11 protein-coding genes and 1 pseudogene are annotated in these 15,740 nt (G+C 67.7%); 4 read left to right on the top strand and 8 right to left on the bottom strand.

Annotation, left to right across the window (positions count from 1 at the left end; genetic code table 11):
* From B1400_RS05775 to B1400_RS05765, 3 genes are all read left to right on the top strand, one after another.
* The coding region (locus B1400_RS05775) for an ABC transporter permease (protein ID WP_133064629.1) at positions 1–409 on the top strand (409 nt) is incomplete at its 5' end.
* Between the two features lie 125 nt (positions 410–534).
* Complete coding sequence (locus B1400_RS05770; protein WP_095613474.1) at positions 535–1,515, top strand: ABC transporter substrate-binding protein; 981 nt, start codon at positions 535–537, stop codon at positions 1,513–1,515.
* A complete protein-coding gene (locus B1400_RS05765) occupies positions 1,512–2,237 on the top strand; it encodes an ABC transporter ATP-binding protein (protein WP_235607347.1) in 726 nt (241 codons plus the stop codon). Before B1400_RS05770 ends, B1400_RS05765 begins: the two co-directional genes overlap by 4 nt.
* A 128-nt stretch (positions 2,238–2,365) precedes the next feature.
* Here B1400_RS05765 and mfd read toward each other — a convergent pair whose 3' ends face one another.
* From mfd to B1400_RS05745, 4 genes are all read right to left on the bottom strand, one after another.
* Positions 2,366–5,935, bottom strand: coding sequence for a transcription-repair coupling factor (gene mfd, locus B1400_RS05760; RefSeq protein WP_095613473.1), 3,570 nt, complete (start codon positions 5,933–5,935; stop codon positions 2,366–2,368).
* A complete protein-coding gene (pth, locus tag B1400_RS05755; RefSeq protein WP_095613472.1) occupies positions 5,925–6,524 on the bottom strand; it encodes an aminoacyl-tRNA hydrolase in 600 nt (199 codons plus the stop codon). Before pth ends, mfd begins: the two co-directional genes overlap by 11 nt.
* Positions 6,525–6,586: 62 nt before the next feature.
* Positions 6,587–7,102: a GNAT family N-acetyltransferase gene (locus B1400_RS05750; protein ID WP_095613471.1), complete on the bottom strand. Its 516-nt coding sequence runs from the start codon at positions 7,100–7,102 to the stop codon at positions 6,587–6,589.
* Between the two features lie 121 nt (positions 7,103–7,223).
* Positions 7,224–10,391 (bottom strand): UPF0182 family membrane protein, encoded by a 3,168-nt coding sequence (locus tag B1400_RS05745; RefSeq protein WP_095613470.1) that lies wholly within the window; start codon positions 10,389–10,391, stop codon positions 7,224–7,226.
* Positions 10,392–10,653: 262 nt separating this feature from the next.
* On the opposite strand from B1400_RS05745, the gene B1400_RS05740 reads away from it, so the two are divergent.
* Entirely contained in the window at positions 10,654–12,015 is a 1,362-nt protein-coding gene (locus tag B1400_RS05740) for a glycoside hydrolase family 3 N-terminal domain-containing protein (RefSeq protein ID WP_095613481.1), read from the top strand.
* 136 nt (positions 12,016–12,151) lie between these two features.
* Here B1400_RS05740 and B1400_RS05735 read toward each other — a convergent pair whose 3' ends face one another.
* The 4 genes and pseudogenes from B1400_RS05735 to B1400_RS05720 all read right to left on the bottom strand — a co-directional run bounded on the left by B1400_RS05735 (position 12,152) and on the right by B1400_RS05720 (position 15,722).
* The gene (locus B1400_RS05735; RefSeq protein ID WP_026645027.1) at positions 12,152–12,361 is read right to left on the bottom strand and encodes a CstA-like transporter-associated (seleno)protein; all 210 of its coding nucleotides are present in this window, start codon (positions 12,359–12,361) and stop codon (positions 12,152–12,154) included.
* A complete protein-coding gene (locus B1400_RS05730) occupies positions 12,358–14,790 on the bottom strand; it encodes a carbon starvation CstA family protein (protein WP_095613469.1) in 2,433 nt (810 codons plus the stop codon). The genes B1400_RS05735 and B1400_RS05730 overlap by 4 nt, the downstream gene beginning before the upstream one ends.
* A 169-nt stretch (positions 14,791–14,959) precedes the next feature.
* A pseudogene (locus B1400_RS05725) lies at positions 14,960–15,163 on the bottom strand (ABC transporter ATP-binding protein); the annotation flags it as partial.
* A 94-nt stretch (positions 15,164–15,257) separates the two neighbouring features.
* Positions 15,258–15,722, bottom strand: coding sequence for a nucleoside 2-deoxyribosyltransferase (locus tag B1400_RS05720; RefSeq protein ID WP_095613468.1), 465 nt, complete (start codon positions 15,720–15,722; stop codon positions 15,258–15,260).
* Between the last annotated feature and the right edge of the window lie 18 nt (positions 15,723–15,740).

Genomic DNA, 15,740 nt, shown 5'->3' with positions numbered 1-15,740 from the left:
CATGCTCGGCATCGGCGAGGCGATGAAGGTCGCGCTGATCGCGGTCGGCGCGTTCGCGCTCGTCTACGTCAACGTGCGCGACGGCGTGCGCGCGATCGACCCGGGGCTGATCGAACTCGCACGCGCCTACCGGATGCCGCGGCATGTCGTCTTCACGAAGATCCTGCTGCGCGGCGTGCTGCCGCAGTTCATGACCGGGCTGCGCTTCGCGATCACCGTCTCGTGGATCGCGCTCGTCACCTGCGAGACCGTGAATTCGTCAGCCGGCATCGGCTATCTGCTCGCACGCTCCCAGCAGTTCTTCCGCACCGACCAGATGGTGCTGTGCATCGTGCTGTACGCGGCGCTCGGGCTGCTCAGCGAATGGATCGTCGGGGCGCTCGAGCGCCTGCTGCGCACGCACGGCTGACGTCCCGCTCCCCCTCATCCGGTTTTCCCGCAGGCACCGCCTTTTCTCAGGATCACCACATCCGACCATCGAAACCGGCCGCGGCACGACCATGCGGTCATGCGGCCACGCCCCAAGGAGGCACCATGTCATCCACATCCCGATCCCACCGCCGTCCACGCCGTCTGCTCGCCGCCTTCTGCGCCGCCGCGCTGCTCGCCGGCGCCGCGGCGTGCGGCACGTCGTCGCAGGCGGGCGACGACGCCACGATGCGCGTCGCCTACCTCTCCACGGCGAACTACCTGACGACGGTGCGCGACGAGCCCTTCCTCGACGAGACGATGGGCCCGACGAACGTCGACTTCACCGGTCCGTACAATCCGACCGACGCCTACGCCGCCGTCCTGTCCGGCAACGCCGACGCAACGAGCACCGGCACCGGATCGTTCATCAACTTCATCGCGCAGGGCCAGCCGTGGACGGCCTTCGCAATCGAATACTACGACGGCAACTCACAGGGCATCGTCGCCGCCCCCGGTTCCGGCGTCGAATCACTCGACGACCTCAAGGGCAGGAAGGTCGCGATCATCAAACGCGGCGGCACCGGCGACTACGTGCTGCACAAGGCGCTCGAGGGCAGCGGCGTGGACGTCGACGACGTCGACGTCGTCGAGATGAGCCCGAGCAACTTCCAGGCGGCCTTCACCTCCGGGCAGATCGACGCGCTCTCCTCCTTCGACCAGAACCTCGCAGCGGCGATGGCCACGCCGGGCGCGAAGCTGCTCGCCAACGGCAAGGACTACGACAACCACAACGTCTCGATCCACATCGTCTCGCGCGACTTCGCGACGAAGCACCCCGAAGCCGTCAAGGCGATGTACCGGGCGCTCGTCAGGGAGTCCGAGGCCGCGGCGAAGCGCCCCGCGATCATCACCGACGCCTACCGGCACTTCGGCGCATCCGAGGAGGTCGCCAACCAGATCGCGCACTTCGACGTGCCGACGATCCTGCCGATCGACGCCGACGGCCGCGCGATGCTCGAGGCGCAGGCCCGCGAATACGTGGACTTCGGCTTCATCGACACGATGCCCGACATCGCCGCCGCGACGATGGACTGCGGCGCATGAGTGGCGACATGACGGCCGCCGTCGCGATCGACGACGTATGCAAGGCCTTCGACGGACGCATCGTGCTCGACGACGTGGACCTGCGCGTCAACGCAGGCGAGACCGTCGCACTCATCGGCCGCTCCGGCTGCGGCAAGTCGACGCTGCTGCGCATCATCGCCGGTCTGATCGACGCGGACCGCGGCCACGTGCGCACCGAGCCGCGCGTCGCCTTCGGCTTTCAGGACGCGAGACTCGTCCCGTGGCTGCGCATCTGGGACAACGTGACGCTCGGCATCGACGCCGACCGCGGCCGCATGACACGCCGCGAACGCAAGGCGCTCGCCGTGCGCGCGCTCGATCAGGTGCAGCTGGCCGACGCCACAGACAAACTGCCGGCTGAGCTGTCCGGCGGCCAGCGGCAGCGTGTCTCGCTCGCCCGGGCGTTGACGCGCCGTCCGCGGCTGCTGCTGCTCGACGAGCCCTTCGGCGCGCTCGACGCGCTCACGCGGCTCGACATGCAGGACCTGCTCGCCGGGCTGCGCGCGCGGCTCGGCTTCGCGACGGTGCTCGTCACCCATGACATCGCCGAGGCGGTGCGGCTCGCCGACCGCATCCTCGTGCTCGCCGACGGCCGCATCCGCGACGAGGTGCGCGCCGACCGCTCGAGGCTCGACGTCCAGGGACGTCCGTACAACCATCAGGCGCTCGAGGAACGGCTGCACCGCGCATTGCGCGGGTGACGGAACCGTCGACAACCACAGTTAGCGCCGGTCATAGTGCCCGATGCGCCGATACATCGTGAAGGCCGCACAGGAATGCCCTGTGCGGCCTTCGCGATATCTGGTCTACCCGTCGGCTGCGCCGTGCGTCAGGCGCGCGGCTTCGGCGTCCACGCGAGGTCGTCGAGCAGCTGGCTAACCCAGTGGATGACCTCGTCGGAATCCATCGGCCCCGATCCGAGCGATCCGGCGAAAGGCGTCGGAATCGTGTAGGTGTGCGTGAGCGGCCGGTACTGCGCGCCCTTGTAGATGCGTTCGATGCGCATGCGTACCGATTCGGGCGCGTTGATGCCGCCGACGCGCAGTTTGCCGCCCTGGCCGACGATCTCGGTGATCCCGAGGTCCCGGGCGCGCTCGCGCAGCCGTGCGATGCCGAACAGCGACGTGAAAACCTGTGGGGGCTCGCCGTAGCGGTCGGTGAGCTCCTCGCGCAGCTCCTCGAGATCGTCGTCGTTCCTCGCCTCTGCGAGCTTGCGGTACGCTTCGAGGCGCAGCTTGTCCGAATCGATGTAGTCGACCGGGATCGACGCCTCGATGGGCAGGTCGATCGTGACGACGGGCGGCTCGACGCGGTCGGGCTCCTTGTAGTCCTCGATCGCCTCGGAGACCATGCGCACGTACAGGTCGAAGCCGACGCCTTCGATGTGCCCGCTCTGCTCGTCGCCCAGCAGGTTGCCGGTACCGCGCAGCTCGAGGTCCTTCATCGCCACGTCGAAGCCGCTTCCGAGCGCCGTGTTCTGCGCGATCGTCACGAGACGCTCGTGCGACTGCTCGGTCATCGGCCTTCCCGGGTCGTACAGGAAGTACGCGTAGGCGCGGTCGCGGCCGCGGCCGACGCGGCCGCGCAGCTGGTGCAGCTGGCTGAGGCCGAAGCGGTCGGCGTGGTCGACGATCAATGTGTTCGCGTTCGAGATGTCGAGACCGGTCTCGACGATCGTCGTGCACAACAGCACGTCGATGTCGCGATGCCAGAAGTCGCGGATGATCTGGTCGAGTTGCTTGCGTCCCATCTTGCCATGCGCGATGCCGATCCTCGCCTCGGGAACAAGCTCGTGCAGCTTCGCGGCCTTCTTGTCGATGTCCTCGACGCGATTGTGGATGTAGAAGACCTGACCGCCGCGCAGCAGCTCGCGCCGGATCGCCGCCGTGACCTGCGCGTCCTCGTAGGCGCCGACGTAGGTGAGCACCGGCAGGCGGTCCTCCGGCGGCGTCGCGAGCGTCGACATCTCGCGGATGCCGGTGACGGCCATCTCAAGCGTGCGCGGGATCGGCGTCGCCGACAGGCTCAGCACGTCGACGTTCGTGCGGATCGCCTTGAGCGCCTCCTTCGCCTCGACGCCGAAGCGCTGCTCCTCGTCGATGATGACGAGGCCGAGGTCCTTGAACTTGATCTTCGGGTTGAGCAGCTTGTGCGTGCCGATGACGACGTCGACGCTGCCGTCGGCGAGTCCTTTGATCGTCTCGTTGATCTGCTTCGTGCTCTGGAAGCGGCTCATCGCCGCGACGGTGACCGGGAATCCCTCGAAGCGTTCGGTGAAGGTCTCGTAGTGCTGCTGGACGAGCAGTGTCGTCGGCACGAGCACGGCCACCTGCTTGGAGTCCTGCACGGCCTTGAAAGCGGCGCGCACGGCGATCTCGGTCTTGCCGAAGCCGACGTCGCCGCAGATGAGGCGGTCCATCGGCACCAGCTTCTCCATGTCCGCCTTGACGTCGTCGATCGTCGTGAGCTGGTCGGCGGTCTCCTGGTACGGGAAGGCGTCCTCGAGCTCCTTCTGCCACGGCGTGTCCTTGCTGAACGCGAAGCCCTTCGTGCGCTGGCGCGCCGCATACAGCTTGATGAGGTTCTGCGCGATCTCGTGGACGTGCTTCTTCGCCTTCGCCTTCGTCGCCGCCCAATCCGAGCCGCCAAGCTTGTTGAGCTTGGGGATCTCGGCGCCGATGTACTTGCTGACGAGGTCGAGCTGGTCGGTCGGGATGAACAGCTTGTCCGGCGGCGCGTTGCGTTTGCTCGGCGCGTATTCGATGACGAGGTACTCGCGCGTCGTGCGGTTGCGTCCCGATCCGGTCGTGCGCTGGCGCATGCCGACGAAACGGCCGATGCCGTGCTGTTCGTGCACGACGAAGTCGCCCGGCTTGAGTTCCATCAGATCGATCGACTTGCGGCGCTTGCGCGGCGTCTTGGGGCCGCCGGCGACGCTTTCGCGGCCGGTCAGGTCGCGTTCGGTGAGCAGCGCGGTCTTCGCGGCCGCGTCGACGAAGCCGTTGCGCGCCTGCGAGCGCACGGCCGTGAAATTGGCGACACCGACGGCGTTGAGCATGCGCGCAAGACGGTGCAGCGTGCCTTGGGCGGCGGCCGTCACCGTCACGTCGTAGCCGTCGTCGAGCAGCGCGCGTACGCCCTGCTCGGTGCGCCGCTCGTCACCGCGGAACGCCTTGGGCGTCTGCGCATCGATCTGCACATGCCCGGGCAACGACGAGTCGACGGTGAACCCGCTGATCCTCCACAGTTCGCGTTCGCTGTACGCGAGCGAGGAGACGACCTCGTCGTAGTCGAGGAAGTTCGCGCCCTCGAAGTCAATCGGCGCACCGGCGCCGTGCCCGGCGGCGGCGACGTGCCAGCTCGTCGCGAGAAACTCATTGGCGGTCTTCGCTAGGTCGTCGACCGAACGGCGCAGCTTCTCCGGGTCGCACAGCATGACGACGGCGTCCTTCGGCAGCATCGACGAGACGGGCCTCATGTCGTCCACGAGGGCCGGCAGCAGCGATTCCATGCCCTCGACGGGAATCGCCTGCGCAATCGATTCGAGCATGTCGTCGGCGTTCGGGATGCGGCCGACGAGCGAACGCGCGCGCCCGCGGATCTGCTCGGTGAGCTGCACCTCACGGCACGGCGTCGCCCAGACGGACTCGATCTGCGGGCCATAGGTGCGCTGGTCGGAGGCGTGGAATTCGCGGATCGAGTCGATGTCGTCGCCGAAGAACTCGATGCGCACCGGATGCGGCATCGTCGGCGGAAAGACGTCGATGAGGCCGCCGCGCACGGCGAATTCGCCGCGGTCCATGACGAGGTCAACGCGCGTGTAGGCGTTGCGCACGAGCGCGGCCGCGGCCTCGTCGAGCGCGATCCGCTCGCCGAGCGCGAAGACGAGCGGCTTGACGTCGCCGATGCCGGCGACGACCGGCTGGATCAGCGAACGCACCGGCATGACGAGGATGCGGATGGGGCCGAACATTGCGCTGCCCGCCTCGGGATGGCACAGCCTGCGGAAGACCTCCATACGGTTGGCGACGGTGTCGGCGCGCGGCGAGAGACGTTCGTGCGGCAGCGTCTCCCATGCTTCGAGCTGGGCGACGGCGGCCGGGTCGCCGTCGTACCACGAGCGGATGTCGTCGACGAGTTCCTCGGCCTCGCGTCCCGACGGCACGACGACGACGATCGGCGACAGCGTGGCGCGTGCGGCGGCGAGCGCCGGACGGATGCCGTCGGGCGCGCCGATGGACAGGATCGGCTCGCCCGCCTCGGCGTCCGCTTCGATCAGGCCGTGCGTCAGGTCGTGGAAGGCGGGGTCGGCCTCGAGGCGTGCACGCAGTTCCGTCAGCGCGCCGTCGATCGTGCCGTGTGCGCCGACGGTGGTGGTTGCGGTGTCGTCAGCGGCCATTGAAGCGGTCCTGCGCTTTCGTCAGCCCGTCGAAGACGATCGTCTCGGCCGCGTCGGCACCGTCGGCGAGGAATTCGGGCAGCTGCTTCCTCTGCGCGGCGTTGAATTCGCCGAGCACCCAGTTGATCGTGTTGTCGTGCGCGTCGCCGGAGCGGCTCGCGTGGCCGACGCCCATGCGCACGCGCGCGTAGTCGGGCGTGTGCAGGCATCGGTCGATGGATTTGATGCCGTTGTGTCCGCCGGCCGAGCCGCCCGACTTGAGCTTGATGCGGCCGAATTCGAGGTCCATGTCGTCGTGGATGACGACGATGTGGTCGACGTCGATGTGGTAGTACTCGCGCACCGACTGGACGGCCTGCCCCGAGTCGTTCATGTAGGTCAGCGGCTTGCACAGGAAGACCTTCTGGCGCCGGTCCCCCATCGTCATCAGCCCCTTGCCGAGGTCGGCGAGCCCTTTGTGGTTGGCGAAGCGCACACTCCAGCGTTCGGCGAGGAGGTTGACGGTCATGAATCCGATGTTGTGCCGCGTGTTGCGGTATTTCGCGCCCGGGTTGCCCAGTCCTGCGATGAGCCAGTAGTCCGATGCCATGTGTCGCTCTTTTCCTGTTCTTCCTTGGTTCTTCGTTGGTGTCGTTTTTCGTTCGCGCGCCGTCAGCGGCCGATGTCGGCGTACCAGTAGCTCATGGCGTGCAGCGCGCCGCGCGAATCGTAGGCCGCGGCGGGCATGAGACCGTAGCGGGTGAAGCCGAAGCGCTCGCACAGGCCGGTGGAGGCCGCGTTGTCGGCGAAGATCGTCGTGCAGGCGCGCCGCATGCCGCGCGCGGCCGCCTCGTCGAGCAGCGCGCGCATCGTGAACGCGCCCGCGCCCCGTCCGCGCGCGTCCCCCGCGATGTAGTAGGCGAGGCTGCACACGCCGTCATAGCCGGGACGGTCGTAGAACACCGAGATCGACGCGAAGCCGATGTCGCGGCGCGCGCCGTCCTCCTCGGCCGTGATGACGAACACCGCGTAAGGGTCGCGGTGCCTGTCGAGCCATGCCTTGCGCTCGCCGTAGCCCACCGGCGTCAGGTCGGTCGTCGAGCCTCCCTCGATGACGGCCTCGTTGTAGACGTCGGTGATGACGTCCACGTCGTCGTCCCCGGCACGCCTGTAGCTGTATGTAATCATAACGTCCTAGCATAACCGCGTCGCGGAACTCGGCCGACGCCGCTACGCCGTGCGACGCAAAAAGGGCGTCCCCGCGCGGATCGGTCCGATCCGCGCGGGGACGCCCCGGACGGTGCCGGCGTCAGCCCTCGAGCTCGAGCGCCTTGTTGACCGCCTCCTCGAGGCGCCGCTGCGCCTCGCCGTAGGCGCCCCAGTCGCCGGACTTCATCGCCTTGTCCGAATCCTTGAGCGCCTTCGAGGCATCGTCGAGCGCCTCCTTGAGGGCCGGGTCCTTGCCCGATCCGGACGGCGCGGACGGCGTTTCGCCGCCGCCGGATCCGTCGTCGCCGGGCTCGGCGGCGGATCCGCCCGCGTTGTCCGCGTCGCCGGCCGATGCTCCCGAATCGCCGCCGAAGACCTGATCGAGCGCCGCGTCGAGCGTGTCGGCGAAACCGACCTTGTCGCCGAAGGCGACGAGGACCTTCTTGAGCAGCGGGTAGCTCGTCTGGCCGGAGGACTTCACGTACACCGGCTCGACGTAGACGAGGCCGCCGCCGAGCGGCAGCGTGAGCAGATTGCCGCGTTCGATCTGCGTCGAACCCGATTCGAGCAGGTTGAGCTCCTTGGAGACGTCCGCGTCGGCGTTGAAGTTGTTCTGCGCCTGACCCGGGCCCGGTACGTTCGAATCCTTCGGCAGCTCCTGCAGCCTGATCGTGCCGTAGTCGGGTCCCTTGACGCCCTTCGTGCGCCCCGCGTCCGAATCGACCGACAGGAAGCCGGTGAGGATCTCGCGCGTGCTCGCGCCCGCCGGGATGTAGGTGCTCGTCAGCGAGAACACCGGCTCCTTCGAGCCGCCGGTCTTGAGCGTCAGATAGTACGGCGGCTGCAGCACGTCGTGCGCCTGCTGCGCCTTCGACTCGGTCGGGTCGACCGGCGTCTGCCAGAAGTCCTCGCCGGAGAAGAACTGGCTCGCCTGCGTCACATGGTACTTCGCGAGCAGCTGGCGCTGTACCTTGAAGATGCCTTCCGGATAGCGCATATGCGCCATCAGGTCACCCGAGATCTCGGACATCGGATGGTAGTTCGCCGAGAAGATCGACTGCCACGCCTTGAGCACCGGGTCGGACTCGTCCCACGTGTACAGGTCCACCGAACCGTCGTAGGCGTCGACGGTCGCCTTGACGGAGTTGCGGATGTAGTTCGCGCGCTTCGAGCTCAACCCGGCCACCGACGACGACGAGACCGTCGTCGAATCCTCGGTCGCCGAGGCCAGATCGGTCATCTGCGAATACGGGTAGCGGTCGGAGGTCGTGTAGCCGTCGATGATCCACTTGACGCGCCCGTCGACGACGGCCGGATAGACGCGTCCGTCGAGCGTGAGGTACGGCGCGACCTTCGCGACGCGCTCCTTGGGAGAACGGTCGTAGAGGATCTGCGAATCGGCGTTGACGCGGTCGGAGAACAGGATCTGGTCGGAACCGAAGCGGATCGAGTACAGCAGGCGCGCCATGATGTTGCCGAGCCTGGGGCCGCCGTCACCGTCGAAGGTCGTCGTCGCGCCCTCGGCGCCGGAGGTCGGATAGTCGAACTCCCACGACTTCGTGCCCTCCGGCGCGCCGACGATCGAGTATTCGGGCGCGTTCGGCGAGAAGTAGATGCGCGGCTCGTAGTGCTGCGTGTCGGTCAGGTATCCCTGCGTGGGGATGCCGTATTCGAAGAACTCCGGCTGGCCGTCGCGCGTCACGCGGTTGCCGTAGGCGGCGACGATGCCGTAGCCGTGCGTGTACACGGTGTGGTCGTTGACCCAGTTGCGGTTGTCGTTGCCGGACAGGTCCATCTCGCGCGCGGCGATGACGGTGTCCTGGTTGACGCCGTCGATGTCGTACTTGTCGACCGCCAGCGTGTCCGCGAAGGTGTAGTACTGCTTCATCTGCTGCAGCTGCTTGAAGGTCGGCGAGACGATCTGCGGGTCGAGCAGACGGATCTGCGCCGTCGTCTCGGTGTCCTGCTGCAGCGCACCGGCCTCGGCCTTCGTCGTGGCCTTGTATTCCTCGGTCTTGACGTTGCCGAGCCCGTAGGCGGCGCGCGTCGCGTCGATGTTGCGCTGGATGTACGTCGATTCCATCTCCTGGGCGTTCGGGTTGACGCGGAAGCGCTGCAGCAGCGCCGGCCACAGCGACGACAGCAGCAGCGACAGCACGAGGCAGGACGCGATGGTGATCGCCGGGACGCGCCACTCCTTCCACGCGCTCGTCAGCGGCGCCGTCTTCGCCGAGGCGGCGTCGGTGAGCGCCGGCGAACACATGAGCCACACGCCGAGCACGACGCCGGCGATCGCGGTGACGGCAGCGAGGATGAAGGTGATCGGGATCGACGCGTTGACCGCCGTGTAGGTCGCGCCGGTGATGCGGTCGCCTTCGGCGGTGAGCGTCGAGAAGACGGACAGCGCCTGATTGACGGCCCACGAGCACATCCACGCCATCAGCCAGATCGCGATCTGGCGGCGCGCGCGACGCGTCATCGAGAAGATGCTGCGTCCGCGCTTCGGCATCGTGAAGCGGATGCCGCCCATCGCCACATGCGTGACGATCGAGAAGACGAGCGCGACGAACAGCAGCACCGACAGCGCGGACAGCAGCAGCGACAGGCCCGGCAGCACGAAGACGTAGAAACCGTTGTCGATGCCGAACTGCGGATCGGCGACGCCGAAGCGCTTGGCGTGGAACATGAGCAGGATCTGCGACCAGTTCGAGTTGAACCGCGAACCGAAGAGCAGCCCCGCGATGAGCGAGACGCCGACGGCGACGCGCCGGGCGTTCTTCGAGGAGACGCCGCGGCCGATCTCGATCGTGTCGCCGTTGACGCGGATCGTCGATCCGTCGGCGAAGTCGGGACGTGCGCGGATCGCGAGCGTCGCGGCGATGTAAGTGACGAGCACCATGAGCAGCGCGTAGGCGATCCACACGCCGACGCGCGTGCCGAGCAGCGTCCAGACGACGCTCGAGAAGCCGAGCTGGTCGTACCACATGACGTCGGTCGCGAAGGACGCGATCGCGAAGAACAGGCCGACGACGACGGCGAGCGCGAGCACGACGCCGATGAGGATCTTATAGCCGCGGTTCGAGCCTCCTGACGGCGCGCGGCGCGTGATGCGCGGCGGCGCGGTCGGCGGCGTGCCGGAGGCGGCGTGGGCGTCCTCGCCGTCGGTCTCGATGTTGATCACGATCGGATCGTCGTTGGCGGCGTCGGAACGATGGGGGCGCTTATGCGGCCCCTGTCCGAACATGGGGCCGAAATCGAAGAAAGACATTCGACCAGTCTACAGAATCAGGACGAAGAATCACAGGCCAATGCGTGAAGGATGCGTGAAAGGTGTGCGACATGCCCCGCCCGCGCGGCGACCGGGGCGCCGCGGCCGTGCCGGGCCGCTTGCTAGACTGAGCTCACGGAACGCGCCGGACGCTTCGGGCGCCGGCGCGCGACATCGTCAAGGGACATACGGCGTTCAGGACATACATCGTTTCGTTACAGGCACACGGCGCGCGACACTTGCGGGCGGAAGGGGCATGCACATGGCACAGCGCAACGGCAGGCACGGCAGGGATGAGGTCCGGGGACGCGCCGGACGCATCGTGACAATCGTCGTCACGGCGGTCGTCGCGCTCGCGCTCGCGTTGTCGGTCGCCGCCGTCGCCGGCGCACGTCACCGCGCCCGCGTCGAGGCCTCCGCGTCGGCGAGTGCGACGAGCCCCTCCTCCACCACGCCCACGCAGCATCAGACGGCAGCCGCGGGCAAGGACGGCACGCCAGCCAAGGATGATGCAACAAAGGACAACGCCGTGAACAAAGACGATGCAACGAAGGACGGCGACGCGAACAAGGATGGCAAGGACGACGCCGTCGTGCGTGCGCAGCGGATCGTCGACGCGATGAGCCCCGACGAGCGCGCCGCGCAGCTCGTCATGGCGCCGCTCGCAGCCGGCACCGACCCGTCGGCGCTCGCCTCGCTCATCGGCGACGACCATGTCGGCTCGGTCATCCTCATGGGCAACTGGTCGAACGGCGTTGACGGTGTGCGTCAGGCGACTGACGCGCTGCGCGGCTACGCCGGCGACGGCACGCCGATCCTCGTCGCCACTGATCAGGAGGGCGGCCTCGTGCAGCATCTGCAGGGTCCCGGCTTCGAGACGATGCCGAGCGCCTTCGAGCAGGGGCGCCTCTCGACGGACGCGCTCAGGGAGGACAGCCGGCGCTGGGGCGGCCAGCTGCACGCCGCCGGCGTCGACGTCGACCTCGCCCCGTCGGTCGACACGGTGACGATCGACCGTGCCTCGAACGCGCCGATCGGCGCGCTCGACCGCGACTTCGGCCTCGACGCGGACGGTGACGCGCGCCATGCGACCGCGTTCATCGAAGGCATGCGCGGCGCCGGCGTCGCAACGGCCGTCAAGCACTACCCCGGCCTCGGCTCAGTCACCGGCAACACCGATTTCACGGCCGACGGCATCGTCGACACGACGACCGACGCCGACGGCCCCGAGGTGGCCGCGTTCACGCAGGCGATCAGGAGTGGCCGGCCGGCGATGGTCATGATGTCACTCGCCTCGTACACGAAGCTCGACCCGGGCGTGCCGGCGGCCTTCTCGCGGCCGATCGTCACCGATCTGCTGCGCGGGCGCGGCGGCTACGACGGCGTCGTCATCTCCGATTCGCTGTCGGCGAGCGCCGTCGGCGACGTCGATCCGACGCAGCTGGGCGTACGGCTCGTCGAGGCCGGCGGCGACATCGCCTGCATCAACGACCCGTCGTACACGGCGCCGATCCTTTCCGGCCTGCGCGCGCGGGCGTCCTCGGACGCGGCCTTCGCCGACAAGGTCGCCGCGTCGGCGACGCGCGTCGTCGCGATGAAGATCCGTCTGGGCCTCATCCGCTGACGGCCGCAGAACGGGCGGAAGATACGGCCACGAACGCCGCCGGCTTGATGGATAGATTACGAATATGTGCAAGGGCGCGGAAGACCAATCAGGTCTCCCGCGCCCTTGCACATTCTCGGTGTGTACGGCGACCGCGCTAGCAGCAGCAGCTCGTGTTCGGATGCTCGCGCTCGTGGCGTTCGCGCTCGCGCAGGAACTCGCGTTCGCCCAGCGGCGTACGGTCGGGGTGCTCGCGGCGCATCCGTTCGACATAGTGGTCGTAGCGCGCCTCGCCGCTCAGCTCACGCAGATACCAGACGACGCCGCGCCACAACCGTGCGGCCCACGCGGCCGGGGCGCCCGTCATGCCGGTACCCCGACAGCCACACCGGCCAGCGGACGCGCCTCGGCGTCGTCGTCGAGATCCTCGTCGCGGCGTTCGTCGACGCGCGCGGCCGCGCCGGTCATCAGCTCGTATTCGGCGCGCGCCTTGCGTTCGAGCTTCGTGGCGAGCAGTCCGGAGGGAGCGAACCACGACGATTCGACGAAGGGGTCCTCGCTCGTGAACTCGACGCCGTAGCGGCGCGAGCGCACGGTGGCGACGCACACCTTGAGGCCGACGGCGAGGAACGCCGTCATCATGACGAGGAAGAACACCGACAGTGCGCCGTCGAGGTACGCGTTCGACAGCGAGGCGTGCGCGGCGGCGAGCGCAGCCGGGTCGAGCGCGCCGGAGTCGATCTTCGCGCGCCATGCGGAGGCGGCCGCGAAGTAACCGAGCTGCGGGTCGAAGATCTTCTGGAAGTCGGCGGTGAAGGTGACGGCGACATCCCAAGCGAGCGGGACGGCCGGTATCCACGCGTACTTCGTCAGGCCGGCCTTGACGACGCAGACGGTGACGAGCATCAGGCAGCCGGCGGCGAGCAGCTGGTTGGAGATGCCGAAGATCGGCACCATCGCGTTGATGCCGCCGTTGGCGTCGGCGACACCCATGTAGAGCATCGTGCCCCATGCGGCGGTGGCGATGAAGGTCGTGACGAGGTTGCCGGGGCGCCATGTGGGGTCGGCGAAGCGGCGCAGCCTGCGCACGTTGCCGAGCAGGTCGCCGATCTGGTAGCGCGCGACGCGCGTGCCGTTGTCGACGGTCGTCAGGATGAACAGCGCCTCGAACATGATCGCGAAGTGGTACCAGAACGCCATCGTCCCCTCGCCGCCCAGATACGACTTGAGGAAGTTCGCCATGCCGATCGCGAAGGTCGTCGCGCCGCCGGTGCGCGAGACGATGCTTTCCTCGCCCACGTCATGCGCGGCCTGGGTCAGCGCCTCGGCGCCTTTGTAGGTGGTGCCGTGCGACTGCCATGTCACCTGCATCTGGTTGCCTTCGATGTCCTTGACGTCCATGTTGCCCACGGCGGCGACCGCGTTCTGCTCGGGCGACGCGGAGGCCGAATACGCGGAGCCGGCGGCGGCTTCGATCTGCGGCGCGCTCATGTTGAGCGAGAAGTAGACGCCTTGGCTGATCGTGATCGCGGCGATGAGCGCGATGATCGCGGTGAACGATTCGACGAGCATCGAACCGTAGCCGATCATGCGGATCTGGTTCTCCTTTTCGACGGCCTTCGGCGTCAGGCCGGAGGATACGGCGCCGTGGAAGCCGGAGAGCGCGCCGCATGCGATCGTGATGAACAGGAACGGGAACAGGTTGCCGGAGAACGTGGGGCCGTCCGAGCGGGCCGCGAGCGTACTGATGCCCGGCATGTCCACCTGCGGGTTCGCGATGACGATGCCGACGACGAGCAGCGCGAGCGTGCCGATCTTCATCAGCGTCGACAGGTAGTCGCGCGGCGTGACGAGCAGCCAGTGCGGCAGCGCGGCGGCGGCGAAGGAGTAGACGACGAGCGCGACGACGAGCTGCTTGGCGTCGAGCGTGAAGATCGGCGCGAGCGTCGGGTTGGAGGCGATCATGCCGCCGCCGACGATCGCGGCGACGAGCAGCACGAAGCCGAGCGCCGTCGTCTCGATGACGCGGCCCGGGCGCAGGAAGCGCTCGTAGCAGCCCATGACCAACGCGATCGGGATCGTCATGCCGAGGGAGAACACGGCCCACGGCGAGCTCGCCATCGCCTTGATCGCGACGAGCGCGAGGAATGCCATCGCGATCGCGGTGACGACGACGAGGAAGACGGAGATGATGACGCCGCCGATCTTGCCCATCTCGTCGGTCGCCATCTGTCCGAACGAGCGGCCGCGGCGTTTCGCCGAGATCCACAGCATCAGCATGTCCTGGACGGCGCCGGCGAAGATGACGCCGAGGATGATCCACAGCACGCTCGGCAGGTAGCCCATCTGCGCGGCAAGGATCGGGCCGACGAGCGGGCCGGCGCCGGAGATCGCGGCGAAATGCTGGCCGAACAGGACGCGGCGGTCGGCGCGTTCGAAGTTCGCGCCGTCGTGGACGCGTTCGGCCGGCGTCGCGTTCGCGTCGTTTGTGCGCATGATCTTGATCTGGATGTAGTACGCGTAGAAGCGGTAGGCGATCGCGTACGAGCACAGCGCGACGACGAGGAACCAGACGGCGCTGATCCTCTCGCCGCGCGCGAGCGCGAGCACCGACCAGCCGATCGCGCAGGTGATCGCGACGAGCGCCCAGATGATCGCCTTGGGCCATGTCCAGACCATCTTCGGCTTGATGCCGATCGGGAGCCCGCGCGTATTGCGGATGACGCGCCGCTCCTCCTCGGGTGTGTACGCCGTCTGTGGCGCGGGTTGCGATGCCGCCGAAGCCGCGGTGTCCATCGTGTCTCCTTCTTGGGATGCCTCTCTCGTGATGTGCGCCGGCGCGTCCGTGGGACGGCCGGCGCGGGCAACACAGTAGGGACCGTGGATTACGGCATCTTCGGCGTTTCAGTATATGGTCAAATTTCGCTCATGGATGAACTCACCGACCATATCGACGTCGCCGCACTTACGCGAACTGCGACTCGTAAAGGCGCGCGTAGGCGCCGCCCTTGGCGAGCAGCTCGTCGTGCGTGCCGTGCTCGATGACGAAGCTCGTGCGTCCCCCCATCAGCGTGTCCATCGCCCGGGCGATCGTCTGCTCGGTGCGTGTGCCGACCGAGCTCGTCGCCTCGTTGTCGAGCACGGCCTCATAGCCGTCGGGCAGCGTGCGGCGGCTCGTAGCGCGGAATGTCGTCCTTGTTCGTCATCGCACACGATGATACCCCGGGACGGCGCGGACCGGCCCGGGATATCTCAGCGGCCTCTCAGCACTGGTCGAGCTTGAGCGGCTTGATGCGGCCCGAATCGAGCAGGCTCTCGAGATCGGCGGGGCCGTCGAGCACGGCGGTGGCCGCCTGGTCGATCATCAGGCTGATGCGGGCGTTCGGCAGGATACCCTCGCAGTACGCGTACACCGGCTTGCCGAGCGCGTAGGCGTAGCCCATCGCGAAGATGGTGCCCGGGTCCTTGTCGTCGAAGTTCGCGATGAGCGCGGCGCAGTTGCCGATCGCGCGGATGCGATCCTCGAAGACGGCCTGCGGGCCGTCGACGTTAACATCCATCGCGAAGCGCGGCAGATACAGGTTCTTGCCGCGGCTCTTGAGCACGCGCTCGAGGCGCTCCATGCTCTCGACCTGCTCGGCCGTCTCGTAGGGTCCGGCCACATAGAAGTCGTAGATCGGCTTGGATGAGGTGAAATGCACGTTCTGGTTGGTCTCGAAGTTGTCCATAGCCCCCATTGAACCGCG

Origin of the sequence: Bifidobacterium italicum, from assembly GCF_002286915.1 — a bacterium.
GTDB lineage: Bacteria > Actinomycetota > Actinomycetes > Actinomycetales > Bifidobacteriaceae > Bifidobacterium > Bifidobacterium italicum.
The sequence above is the reverse complement of the archived record's forward strand: the minus strand, read 5'-3'. Positions and strand labels throughout refer to the sequence as shown.

Bases quoted from the DNA above. Each gene is read 5' to 3' on its own strand.
- B1400_RS05770 (WP_095613474.1), top strand. From the start codon at position 535: ATGTCATCCACATCCCGATCCCACCGCCGTCCACGCCGTCTGCTCGCC.
- B1400_RS05765 (WP_235607347.1), top strand. From the start codon at position 1,512: ATGAGTGGCGACATGACGGCCGCCGTCGCGATCGACGACGTATGCAAG.
- mfd (WP_095613473.1), bottom strand. From the start codon at position 5,935: ATGGCCGCTGACGACACCGCAACCACCACCGTCGGCGCACACGGCACG.
- pth (WP_095613472.1), bottom strand. From the start codon at position 6,524: ATGGCATCGGACTACTGGCTCATCGCAGGACTGGGCAACCCGGGCGCG.
- B1400_RS05750 (WP_095613471.1), bottom strand. From the start codon at position 7,102: ATGATTACATACAGCTACAGGCGTGCCGGGGACGACGACGTGGACGTC.
- B1400_RS05745 (WP_095613470.1), bottom strand. From the start codon at position 10,391: ATGTCTTTCTTCGATTTCGGCCCCATGTTCGGACAGGGGCCGCATAAG.
- B1400_RS05740 (WP_095613481.1), top strand. From the start codon at position 10,654: ATGGCACAGCGCAACGGCAGGCACGGCAGGGATGAGGTCCGGGGACGC.
- B1400_RS05735 (WP_026645027.1), bottom strand. From the start codon at position 12,361: ATGACGGGCGCCCCGGCCGCGTGGGCCGCACGGTTGTGGCGCGGCGTC.
- B1400_RS05730 (WP_095613469.1), bottom strand. From the start codon at position 14,790: ATGGACACCGCGGCTTCGGCGGCATCGCAACCCGCGCCACAGACGGCG.
- B1400_RS05720 (WP_095613468.1), bottom strand. From the start codon at position 15,722: ATGGACAACTTCGAGACCAACCAGAACGTGCATTTCACCTCATCCAAG.